We start from the raw sequence: 12,501 nt of genomic DNA, 5'->3' as shown, positions 1-12,501 counted from the left end.
TAATATGAGAATAACAGAATTATTGACAAAAGAAACGATAGCAATGGATTTATCTTCATCAGATAAAAATGGTGTTATTGATGAGTTAGTGAATCAACTAGATAAAGCTGGCAAATTAAGTGATGTACCATCATTTAAAGAAGCCATTCATAATCGTGAATCTCAAAGTACAACAGGAATTGGTGAAGGGATTGCCATTCCACATGCGAAAGTTGCAGCGGTTAAATCGCCAGCAATCGCATTTGGTAAATCTAAGGAAGGCGTGGATTATCAAAGCTTAGATATGCAACCTGCACACCTATTCTTTATGATTGCCGCTCCTGAAGGTGGGGCACAAACGCATTTAGATGCTTTAGCTAAATTATCTGGTATTTTAATGGATGAAAACGTACGTGAAAAATTAATCAATGCCTCTTCACCAGAAGAAGTATTACAAATTATCGATAATGCTGATGATGAAGCTACAAAAGAAGAAGAAGCAGAAGCACAACAAAATGAAGCTGAAGCGGCTGCAGCAGCTGATGGTTCAACAGAAGATAATGAACCATATGTACTTGCAGTAACAGCTTGTCCAACAGGTATCGCTCACACTTATATGGCTCGTGACGCATTGAAAAAACAAGCTGAGAAAATGGGCATAAAAATTAAAGTTGAAACGAATGGTTCTAGTGGTATTAAAAACCATTTAACTGAAAAAGATATTGAAAAAGCTTCTGGTATTATTGTAGCAGCAGATGTACATGTTGAAACTGACCGTTTCGATGGTAAAAATGTAGTAGAAGTACCAGTAGCAGATGGTATTAAACGTCCAGAAGAATTAATTAACACAGCATTAGATACTAGTCGTAAACCATTTGTTGCCCGCGGAGATAGATCATCAAGTAACAAAGATGATAATGAAGAAAAATTAAGTCCAGGAAAAGCGTTTTATAAACACTTAATGAATGGTGTTTCTAACATGCTACCATTAGTTATTGCTGGTGGTATCATCATGGCTATCGTGTTTATTATTGGACCTAACTCATTTGATCCAAAGAGCGCTGAACACAATGCTTTTGCAGAACAACTATGGAATATTGGTAAAAACAGTGCTTTTGCCTTAATTATTCCAGTATTAGCAGGTTTCATTGCTCGTAGTATTGCAGATAAGCCAGGATTTGCAGCTGGTTTAGTCGGTGGTATGTTAGCTATTTCAGGTGATTCAGGCTTTATTGGCGGTATTATTGCAGGTTTCTTAGCAGGTTACTTAACACAAGGTATTAAATATATTACACGTAATTTACCTCAAGCATTAGAAGGTTTAAAACCAACGTTAATTTATCCGTTACTATCTGTACTTGTAACTGGATTGCTAATGATTTATGTATTTAATCCACCAGCTTCATGGTTGAACAATTTATTATTAAACGGATTAAATGGTCTTTCAGGTTCAAACATTATGTTACTTGGTTTAGTTATTGGTGCAATGATGGCCATCGATATGGGTGGACCTTTCAATAAAGCAGCATATGTATTCGCAACTGCTGCACTTACTGAAGGAAATGCAGCACCGATTACAGCAGCTATGATAGGTGGTATGATTCCACCATTAGCAATTGCAACTGCTATGCTATTATTTAGAAAGAAATTTACTAAAGAAACAAAGAGGTTCAATTGTTCCTAACTATGTAATGGGCGCATCATTCATTACTGAAGGCGCTATACCATTTGCAGCAGCTGACCCAATTCGAGTTATTCCATCTATGATGATTGGTTCAGGCATAAGTGGTGCTATAGCATTAGCTTTAGGTTCAAGAATTAATGCCCCACATGGTGGTATCTTTGTTATTGCAACAACTGATTTCAGTCATATTTTACAAACATTATTAGCTATTGTGATTGGTACAATCATTTCTGCTCTAATCTACGGTTTCTTAAAACCAAAATTAACTGAAAATGAAATTGAAGCTTCAAAAGCTATGGATGAATAATAGATTCAAGCCCTTGTCGTTAATTCGACGAGGGTATTTTATTTTTAATAACTTTATTGAACTGTATGATATGAATAAATTTAAAGGTTATAGTAAAATAACAATCGTATTAAATGAATTAGAAAAGAAGGTATTAGTAGTGGAAGAATATATCATTGTGAATGGGCAAATATATACTGAAAGCCAAAAAATTGAACAAGGTTATATACATATTAAAGATGGAAAAATATTAGAAATTGGTTCGAATTTTAATATAGAGAGATTAAATGAACTTAAAGGAAAATACCTAACAATAGACGCTAAAGGACATCATGTTATTCCAGGATTTATCGATATACACATTCATGGTGGATATGGTGAAGATGCTATGGATGCGTCACAAGAGGGCTTGAAACATCTAGCCGAACAGTTATTATCAGAAGGAACGACGTCATTTTTAGCGACAACGATGACACAATCAGATGAAAGTATTAAACAAGCACTACAAAATATATCTAATTATCATCAAATTCAAGACGTACAACAAGCCGCTGAAATCGTAGGCATACATCTTGAAGGACCATTTATATCTGAACATAAAGTTGGCGCTCAGCATCCCAAATATGTTCAAAGACCAACGGCTGATAAAATAAACCAGTTTCAACAAACTGCAAATCAATTAATTAAAATTATAACCTTTGCACCAGAAGTTGAAGGTGCAATAGACACTTTAAAATCGCTCAATAATGACATTATATTTTCAATGGGACATACTGTGGCGACCTTTGAAGAAGCAAACAATGCTGTAGATTATGGTGCTAAACACATTACACATTTATATAATGCTGCAACTGGTTTTGGTCATAGAGATCCAGGTGTTTTTGGTGCAGCTTGGTTAAATCAAAATTTAAATACTGAAATTATTGTAGATGGTATTCATTCTCATCCTGCTGCAGTAGCATTGGCATATAAAAATAAAGGTAATGAACATTTATATCTCATTACAGATGCTATGAGAGCAAAAGGTATGCCAGAAGGTGAATACGATTTAGGTGGTCAAAACGTCATTGTACGTAATAGTGAAGCACGACTAGATACAGGTGCACTTGCAGGTAGTATTTTAAAAATGAATGATGGTTTACGTAACATAATGTCATACACTGGCGCTTCAATCAAAGATTTATGGCGAGTAACAAGTTGGAACCAAGCAAAGGCATTAGGAATAGATCGAACAAAAGGTAGTATTAAAGAAGGAAAAGATGCAGATATAGTTATCGTTGACGATAATATCAATGTAAAGACAACAATTAAAAATGGACAACCACATACCTTTTAGTCATAATGAATAACTTGACTAAAAGGGGATATTAGTTTTAAATGTTATGTTGTAAATCTATAAACATAAATCAACAATATATAAAAATTCTATGATAGAATTAAATCAATTACATTTTTTTAGGGGGTGTCGCAATGGGAAGGCCTTAGCATGTAAATATAATTCAAGTCAATTCGAAAATTTTAATTACGTGTTAACCATGTGTGACACATATAATACGGAGGTGAATCCCTAGAAATAGGGAAATAATTGGAAACTACGACCATAATTAGTTTAATAGTATTTTTTCTTTTAATTGCATTAACTACAGTATTTGTCGGATCTGAATTTGCATTAGTTAAAGTAAGATCGACGCGTATTGAACAATTGGCAGAGGAAGGTAATAGTGGTGCTAAAGTCGTTAAAAAGATGATTAGCAACTTAGATTATTATTTATCTGCTTGTCAATTAGGTATAACAGTAACTTCATTAGGATTAGGTTGGTTAGGTGAACCAACATTTGATAAATTATTACATCCATTATTTGAATTAATGCACTTACCTAGTGCTTTAACAACAACAGTTTCATTTGTTATTGCGTTTATAGTAGTAACATATTTACACGTTGTACTGGGTGAACTTGCGCCTAAGTCATTTGCCATTCAGCATACTGAGAAAATGGCTTTACTTTATGCTAGACCATTATATTATTTCGGTAATGTTATGAAACCATTAATTTGGTTAATGAATGGTTCAGCGAGAGTTATCATTAGAATGTTTGGCGTAGATCCTGATGCTCAAACTGATGCAATGTCAGAAGAAGAAATTAAGATTATAATTAATAACAGTTATAATGGTGGAGAAATCAACCAAACAGAGCTTGCATATATGCAAAATATCTTTTCTTTTGATGAAAGACAAGCTAAAGATATTATGGTACCCCGAACTCAAATGATTACATTGAACGAACCATTTAATGTAGATGAGCTTTTAGAAACGATTAAAGAATATCAATTTACACGTTACCCTATCACTGAAGATGGCGATAAAGACCATGTCAAAGGGTTTATAAACGTTAAAGAATTTTTAACTGAATATGCTTCAGGTAAAACGATTAAGATTGCTAACTATATCCATGAATTACCTATGATCTCAGAGACGACGCGCATCAGTGATGCACTAGTAAGAATGCAACGTGAACATGTTCATATTAGTTTAATTATTGATGAATATGGTGGTACGGCAGGTATTTTAACTATGGAAGATATTTTAGAAGAAATCGTCGGTGAAATCAGAGATGAATTTGACGATGATGAAGTAAATGATATTGTTAAATTAGAGGATAATAAATATCAAATTAATGGTCGTGTACTACTAGATGACCTAAATGAAAAATTTGGTATAGAATTCGAAGACTCTGAAGATATTGATACTATAGGCGGATGGTTACAATCTGAAAATACAAACTTACAAAAAGATGACTTTGTTGATACAGAGTATGATCGTTGGATTATTTCTGAAATTGAAAATCACCAAATTATTTGGGTAACTTTAAAGTATGAATATAACCAAGAACGTCCAACTTACGATATCAATTCAGAAGATGAACAATCTGAATAATAATATAAATAATCAAAAGACGCTTAAACTTCAATGTTTAAGCGTCTTTACTTACGTGTAATATATTATGGTATACAAATTCTTACTAACGTGAACAACTAGATTAAGAGAAAGAGTGGGATATTAATGACAATTAATGATACGCAATACTTAAATAATGGTTATCCTATGCCTTCAATTGGATTAGGTGTGTATAAAATAACTGATGACGAAATGAATGAAGTGGTCAATTCAGCAATTGAAGCGGGCTATCGTGCTTTTGATACGGCATATTTCTACGGTAACGAGCAAGCGCTCGGCCGTGCACTTAGACAAACTGATGTTGACAGAGAAGATTTATTTATTACCTCTAAATTATGGAATGATTACCAAGGTTATGACAGTACGATTCAATATTTTAACAAATCGTTAGAAAATTTAGGATTAGATTATTTAGATTTGTTTTTAATTCATTGGCCTTGCGAAGACAATGGCTTGTTCATTGAATCTTATAAAGCATTAGAAACGTTATACCATGAAGGAAAAGTCAAAGCAATTGGTGTTTGTAATTTTAAACAACATCATTTAGAAAAATTAATGCAGGAAACTGATATTACACCTCAAATTAATCAAATCGAATTACATCCGTATTTTAACCAACATGAATTACAACAATATTGTGATGATCACGATATTAAAGTCACTGCGTGGATGCCATTAATGAGAAATAGAGGTTTATTAGATGATCCAGTAATTTTAGATATGGCTAAAAGATATAAGAAAACACCTGCACAAATTGTGCTACGTTGGCATTTAGCACATAATCGAATGATTATTCCTAAGTCTAAGACGCCAAGTCGTATTAAAGAAAACTATGATATCTTAGATTTTAATCTTGAACTTACAGATGTAGCTCAAATCGATAGCTTAAACCAAAATGCTAGACAAGGTAAAGATCCAGATGAAGTAGCTATAGGAGATTTAAAATAAATGTATTGAGTTTTAAGTAAAAATTTAATGATAGAAAGAGAGTATGAGTAACATTAAGGCGATATTAAGATTTTGTAAATACAAGGGCTTTAACTAGATTATCTTATTTACTACTTGATAAACTTATACTAAACCATTTTGTAGAAAAGGATGTCGTTGAATGAAGATAAGGGTCATCATTCCTTGTTTTAAAGAAGGAGAAGTCGTATTAAAGACATATGAAAAATTGACTGAAATAATGAAACAAGACAGCGTGGATAAGCAATACGAATACGATTTGCTATTCATAGATGATGGCAGTAAAGATTCAACTATTGATCATCTACAAAGTCTGGCACTTGAAGATCATCAAGTAAAATATATTTCGTTTAGTAGAAATTTTGGTAAGGAAGCTGCTATGATTGCTGGTTATCAACACAGTCATAGTTGTGACGCAGTTATAATGATAGATGCAGACCTTCAACATCCACCTCAATTTATTCCACAAATGATTGAAGGATATAACGAAGGTTATGATCAAGTAATTGCTAAGCGTGATCGAAAAGGTGAAAATTTTGCGAGGAAATCAATGACTCGCATGTACTATAAGTTAATTAACGCCTTTGTAGAAGATATCCAATTTGAAGACGGTGTAGGAGACTTTAGGCTATTAAGTAAACGTGCAGTACAGTCACTTACATCTATGGATGAATATAATCGTTTTTCAAAAGGGTTATTTGAATGGATTGGTTATAATACGAAAGTGTTCACATATCAAAATGTAGAACGTGAAGCAGGTGAATCAAAATGGTCATTTGCTAAATTACTTAACTACGGAATTGATGGTTTAATTTCATTTAATAATAAACCATTGAGAATGATGATTTATCTTGGAATGTTCACATTTTCTTTAAGTGTTCTTTATATCGTATATTTACTAATCAATATAATAATTTCTGGTGTTAATATACCTGGTTACTTCACTACTATTGCAGCGATTTTACTATTAGGTGGTATTCAGTTGATGTCGATTGGTGTCATTGGTGAATATATAGGACGTATCTACTATGAAGTGAAACGCCGACCTAAATATATAGTTCAAGCTACGAATATAGAACCTGATCAAGAATCAGAAGCACATAACACAAATGATAATTTAAAAACTACTGAAGCTAAAAAAGAACAAACACATCACTATAATCAAATTAAAAGATTAGATTTAAATAGACAACAAACGTCATACCAATCTTCACAAAATAACGAAAAATATAAAGAGCATGTACATTAAATAAACTCACAAGTATAGGGATATCACTTATACTTGTGAGTTTTTAATATTGTGGTTGAGACTTTAATGATTTTATAATTGAATAAATAAAAAAAGTAACATTTATAAGTTGATAAATGTTACTTAAATATATGTTGCCAGATGATAAACAACATGAATAGTACATATATAATAGTAAATACATACCAAAATGGTGTAAGTATCATCATAGCAATAAACGCAATCATAATTATAATTGTACCAATTGTAAGTGGGTATTTAATAGATTTTAAAAATGGTAAATATTCAAGTTCTGATGATTCGAACGTACCTACAAATAATAAAATGGCACCAATAAGAAAAATTGCAGGTGCTAAATATGGTAATGACATGTAGAGTGACTGTTCACTTGATATATTTGTAATAAACTGAGATAAACTCACTACAATTGCAAATATCATTGCGATAAATTTTTGATCTTTTATGATAAAAGGATGAATTTTTTTGTTTAAATAGAGTTGTAATAATGCCCATGCAATTAACAAAATCATCGTATAGATTGATATGAAATTATATTTTGACACGATAAACAAATCAATAATGGCATTAAGAGAAATAGCTATTAATATGGAGCTAAATCTAAGTTGTTTAAATTGGTGAAAATATAAATCAAGTCCGACTATGAGCAATACTACGGCAATATTAATTAATAAATATAAAATCATGATGTGCTCCTATCCGCAATATTTCATTCAATTATTATATCAATTAATATAAAGTTAATCATTATATAACACTCGAAAATGTTAAAGTTATATTAACTAAATTTTAAACTCCCTTCATATTACTCCATAATAAAGTATGCAATTGAGGTAATACGTAAACATTGTTCATATCACTACTTGTCATTACACGGTCTACTAAACTTTCATAGCGTTGTAGTAATTTGGCAGTATGGTTATCAACATTATCATCTAAATATGGGTTGCCTACTTGTAAATAGAAAGGAATAGTAGGGTAACGATGATGAATCATTTTAGCAAAATCAAAATCATCTTCCTCAAAGATGACCACTTTTAAATTTAATGATTCAGGTACGCATTGCTCAATAACGCTATCTAAAATATCTAAATTAGGTTTCATTTTTGAACTTGGTGGTTTAGGGCTGATAGTTAAATCATTGATTTGAGTCATCCAAGGTTGGAATTTACTACCTTGAGTTTCTAGAGCAGTTTGAATATGATGTGTTTCGAATAGATCAACCAATTCTTGAATTCCTTTTATAAGAGCGGGATTACCACCAGAAATCGTTACATGGTTAAAGTTATCTCCACCAACTTCACGTAATTTGGCATATATTTCTTCAGCAGTCATTAATTGAATATCTTCTTTTGCGCTTCCATCCCAAGTAAAGGCTGAATCACACCAACTACAACGATAATCACAACCTGCAGTGCGTACAAACATTGTTTTTCTACCTATAACACGACCCTCTCCTTGAATGGTTGGACCAAAGACTTCTAATACAGGTATTTTAGCCATTATTGCTCATCCTTAGGACGAAATACGACATAACTTGTAGGCGTCTCGCGCAAGTATACTTGAACGCACTTAGGATTATTATCTTGTTCATTAAGGTATGATTGAACCATTTGATAAATTGTTTGAGCGACAATTTCAGTAGAAGGACTTTTGCCTTTGAACTCTACTAAATCATTAAGTAAATAATGGTCGAACTGTCCATGAATCAATTGTTTTAAATCGCTGAAATTCACTAAAAAGCCATTGTGATCTAATTCATCTCCAACGATAGTAATATTTACAAAATACGTATGACCATGGGTACGCATACATTTTCCAGCATCTTCGCTTGGAATATAATGAGCTGCTGAAAAGTTAAAATCTTTATTAAGTTCGAATTGATATGGGTGACTAACACTAGGATAAATTTGTTGTAGCATACTTATTTTACTCCTTTTTGTTCAAGATATTGTTCAAGCCCTCGTGATCTAAGTTGACAGGCAGGACATTCGCCACAGCCATCTCCAATAATACCGTTATAACATGTTAATGTATTTTCACGAATGTAATCTAACACACCAAGGTTATCAGCAAGTTCCCATGTTTGTGCTTTATCTAACCACATTAAAGGCGTGTGAATAACGAAATCACGATCCATTGATAAACTTAAAGTCACATTCATTGATTTAATAAAACTATCACGACAATCAGGATAACCAGAGAAGTCAGTTTCACAAACTCCGGTAATAATATGCTTAGCTTTAATTTGATAAGCTAATGCGCCAGCAAATGATAAGAATAGTAAATTACGTGCTGGTACAAAGGTGTTTGGAATACCATCTTCTGTCTCTTCGATTTTTAAATCATGTTGTGTTAAGGCATTAGGTGTTAGCTGAGATAAAAGTGACATATCTAAAATGTGATGTTCTACATTTTGCTCTTGTGCAATTTTTTTAGCCACTTCAATTTCAGTATCATGTCTTTGACCATAATTGAATGTAACAAGTACAACTTCCTTGAAATGTTTTTTTGCGTAGAATAAACACGTCGTACTGTCTTGACCACCACTGAAAACGACGATAGCTTTGTTATTATCTAATTTATCTTGAACCATTCATATTTCCCCCAGTTTATCTTTGGTTATTAGATCCGAAATTTTAAGCATAAAAAAAGCCTATCTCTATAAAAAAGATAGACGAAAGATTATGAATACACATATAATTTTAATATAAAAAGTTAAAAAGATATGTCTATTTATAATTTGAAATTAAATTCAGTGTCTAGTTTTTTATAGAGGGTTTCGGCTAGGAACCTCTGATAAATATATTTTGTACGCACCATAGAATAAACTAATTCATATGTAAAATCAAGAGAATTTTTGTGATAATAGTGTTAAAGATATATATATATAAGTCAGTTACAATAAGTAGTTTAATAGCAAGCATGACATGTTTTTACAATAAGTCATGCACCTAACTGTGATTTAATGAAATGATTGAATAATATTAATTAAATGGAGCGAAATTATGATAGTAGTGATAGATAATAAAGATTCATTTACATATAATTTAATAAACTATTTTAAAATAGCTACTAAGGAACCAATTAAAGTCATTGACATAGATGATTTAATATTAGAAGAGTTAGTTGCATTTAACCCCAATGCCATTGTTATTTCACCAGGCCCTGGAAGACCAAGTGATTACCCCAAATTGTTTAAGGTGATTGAAACATTTTATCAACAAGTTCCTATATTAGGAGTGTGTCTAGGTTTTCAAGTTGTTTATGAATATTTTGGTGGTAAGATTGTACATCGCAATAATCCGATACATGGTCATACTACAAAACTCAGTCATCAACAATTAGGTATTTTCAAGGGTATACCTCATTCGTTCAATGTTATGCTGTACCATTCTCTTATGGCAGATAAAGAAACGTTACCAAATGAATTAAAAGTCACAGCAATAGGCGAAGATGGTGTTATTATGGGCTTGCAACATCAACAGTATTCAATCTTTGCAGTACAGTATCATCCTGAATCAATTTTAAGTGAGCATGGTTATAATCAAATTCAAAATTTCCTTGAAATCGTAGGTGAGAACAGTGAATATAGAATTTAATTATCGCTATTATATAGATGAAGACAAATATGAAACCTATCACATTCAATTAAATGATTATCACAAGAAATGTATTGCTACTCAGTTAAGTGAAGTTGGCAAAGTTGTACAATTTGCTGAAACACAACAGCAACAAGGTTATTTTGTGGCTTTATATTTAACATATGAAGCGGCACGTTATTTTAATCCTCAAATGGCTGTATGTGAAATAGAAGATAAAGATATATTAGCGGTTGCCTATAGTTTCAATTCAGCAAAAGAATTACAATATAAATCACCCAATAGTACACCATACGATAATCAACATGATTTTCAATTTGTAGAATCTAAACATCAAATGAAAGAGAAAATTCGACATATCCAACAAGCTATTGTTGAAGGCGATACATATCAAGTTAATTATACGTCACGTTTAACTGACAATATTTATTATCCTATTGAAAAGTTATACGAACAATTAACAGCAACAGGAAATGGTAATTATACGGTGCTACTAGATACGGATGAAGTCAGTGTCGCATCCATTTCTCCGGAATTATTCTTTCAAAAAGGTCATTTTAAAAATGAAGATAATATCATTGTTAGTAAGCCCATGAAAGGGACTATACCAAGAGGAGATAATGATAAAGAGGATTATAATAACTATCTTCAATTACAACAATCAGATAAGGATAAAGCGGAAAATGTGATGATTGTCGATTTACTAAGGAATGATATATCTCGAATTGCAGAAACAGGTTCTATTATAGTTTATAAATTATTTTTTATAGAAACTTATCAAACTGTATATCAAATGACGAGTATGGTAGCTGGAAAGTTATCTACTAATGTGACACTTAAATCAATATTAGGAGCTATTTTCCCTTGTGGCTCTATTACTGGTGCACCCAAAATTAATACAATGCGATTTATTAAAGAATTAGAACAAAGACCAAGGTATATATACTGTGGAACAATAGGATTGTTAATGCCAAATGACAAAATGATTTTTAATATACCAATTCGTACAATTGAATACCGACATCAACAAGCTATTTATGGTGTTGGTGCTGGAATTACAATTAACTCCAATCCTGATTCAGAAGTTCAAGAATTCCAAGATAAAACTAAAATATTGGAGAGATTATAATGTATTTGTTTGAAACGATGAAATTGGAAAAAGGCCAAATCTCACGTTTAATATATCATGAAGACAGAATACAACGATCTAGTAAAATGCTTAATATCCCATTTGATCAATCTAAATGGGATGACTTGATTCAAACTATTCAACATCAATATAATCAAGGTATTTATCGCTTAAAAGTAATGTTAGAAGAAAATGGAGAATTAGAATATGTAGTAGCCCCTTTATCTTCTAAGTCTCAATTTACTGCAACAATAGTACCTGAACATAATGGTAGTTCTCATTTAACTAAAATCAATAAGACATCTAATCGTAATCATGTAACGTATCGTTTAGATACAGACTTAGCTCTTATATATAATAAAAATGGAAAGATTTTAGAATTTGATATCGGCAATATAATGATTAAGGAAAATGGTAACTATTATACACCGCAATATAATGAAGATTTTTTATTAGGATGTATGCGTCAGTATTTAATTGACCATGGTAAATTGAAAGAGAAAAATTATTATATTGATGATTTTATAAAGAAAGTAAAAGGTAACGAAATAGAAGTATTTTTGTTGAATAGCCTTCGAGAGGTTGCCGATGTAACAATTTATCTTTAAAATTAATTTTAAGAATAGTAAATC

11 protein-coding genes and 1 pseudogene are annotated in these 12,501 nt (G+C 31.7%); 8 read left to right on the top strand and 4 right to left on the bottom strand.

Features of this window, described 5'->3' with window-relative positions; genetic code table 11:
• Positions 1 to 4 precede the first annotated feature (4 nt).
• The 5 genes and pseudogenes from NSQ15_RS10180 to NSQ15_RS10160 all read left to right on the top strand — a co-directional run bounded on the left by NSQ15_RS10180 (position 5) and on the right by NSQ15_RS10160 (position 7,120).
• Positions 5 to 1,970 (top strand): annotated as a pseudogene (locus NSQ15_RS10180) (PTS fructose transporter subunit IIABC).
• Between the two features lie 139 nt (positions 1,971 to 2,109).
• The gene (nagA, locus tag NSQ15_RS10175) at positions 2,110 to 3,285 is read left to right on the top strand and encodes an N-acetylglucosamine-6-phosphate deacetylase (RefSeq protein ID WP_029056454.1); all 1,176 of its coding nucleotides are present in this window, start codon (positions 2,110 to 2,112) and stop codon (positions 3,283 to 3,285) included.
• Between the two features lie 249 nt (positions 3,286 to 3,534).
• Entirely contained in the window at positions 3,535 to 4,884 is a 1,350-nt protein-coding gene (locus tag NSQ15_RS10170) for a hemolysin family protein (protein WP_017637338.1), read from the top strand.
• A 126-nt stretch (positions 4,885 to 5,010) separates the two neighbouring features.
• A complete protein-coding gene (locus tag NSQ15_RS10165; RefSeq protein ID WP_124760797.1) occupies positions 5,011 to 5,853 on the top strand; it encodes an aldo/keto reductase in 843 nt (280 codons plus the stop codon).
• Between the two features lie 160 nt (positions 5,854 to 6,013).
• On the top strand, positions 6,014 to 7,120 hold the full coding sequence (locus NSQ15_RS10160) for a glycosyltransferase family 2 protein (protein WP_340747138.1): 1,107 nt from the start codon (positions 6,014 to 6,016) through the stop codon (positions 7,118 to 7,120).
• 119 nt (positions 7,121 to 7,239) lie between these two features.
• Here NSQ15_RS10160 and NSQ15_RS10155 read toward each other — a convergent pair whose 3' ends face one another.
• From NSQ15_RS10155 to queC, 4 genes are all read right to left on the bottom strand, one after another.
• Complete coding sequence (locus NSQ15_RS10155; protein ID WP_029056457.1) at positions 7,240 to 7,824, bottom strand: hypothetical protein; 585 nt, start codon at positions 7,822 to 7,824, stop codon at positions 7,240 to 7,242.
• 103 nt (positions 7,825 to 7,927) lie between these two features.
• Positions 7,928 to 8,641, bottom strand: a complete 714-nt coding sequence (gene queE / locus NSQ15_RS10150) for a 7-carboxy-7-deazaguanine synthase QueE (protein ID WP_017637528.1) — start codon at positions 8,639 to 8,641, stop codon at positions 7,928 to 7,930.
• A complete protein-coding gene (gene queD, locus NSQ15_RS10145) occupies positions 8,641 to 9,060 on the bottom strand; it encodes a 6-carboxytetrahydropterin synthase QueD (RefSeq protein ID WP_029056459.1) in 420 nt (139 codons plus the stop codon). Before queD ends, queE begins: the two co-directional genes overlap by 1 nt.
• Before the next feature lie 2 nt (positions 9,061 to 9,062).
• On the bottom strand, positions 9,063 to 9,734 hold the full coding sequence (gene queC, locus NSQ15_RS10140; RefSeq protein WP_017637526.1) for a 7-cyano-7-deazaguanine synthase QueC: 672 nt from the start codon (positions 9,732 to 9,734) through the stop codon (positions 9,063 to 9,065).
• 412 nt (positions 9,735 to 10,146) lie between these two features.
• Between queC and NSQ15_RS10135 the strand changes: the two genes are divergently transcribed.
• Genes NSQ15_RS10135 through NSQ15_RS10125 form a run of 3 tightly spaced genes read left to right on the top strand, consistent with a single transcriptional unit; the run spans position 10,147 to position 12,477 of the window.
• On the top strand, positions 10,147 to 10,740 hold the full coding sequence (locus NSQ15_RS10135; RefSeq protein WP_017637525.1) for an anthranilate synthase component II: 594 nt from the start codon (positions 10,147 to 10,149) through the stop codon (positions 10,738 to 10,740).
• Positions 10,724 to 11,869, top strand: a complete 1,146-nt coding sequence (locus NSQ15_RS10130; protein WP_340747137.1) for an anthranilate synthase component I family protein — start codon at positions 10,724 to 10,726, stop codon at positions 11,867 to 11,869. Before NSQ15_RS10135 ends, NSQ15_RS10130 begins: the two co-directional genes overlap by 17 nt.
• Positions 11,869 to 12,477, top strand: coding sequence for an aminotransferase class IV (locus tag NSQ15_RS10125; protein WP_017637523.1), 609 nt, complete (start codon positions 11,869 to 11,871; stop codon positions 12,475 to 12,477). Before NSQ15_RS10130 ends, NSQ15_RS10125 begins: the two co-directional genes overlap by 1 nt.
• Positions 12,478 to 12,501: the final 24 nt, after the last annotated feature.

It is taken from the genome of Staphylococcus sp. FSL W8-0774 (genome assembly GCF_038006785.1).
In the GTDB taxonomy this organism is placed as follows: domain Bacteria; phylum Bacillota; class Bacilli; order Staphylococcales; family Staphylococcaceae; genus Staphylococcus; species Staphylococcus pasteuri.
Note: the sequence above shows the minus strand (reverse complement) of the source record. Positions and strands in the feature narration are given on the sequence as shown.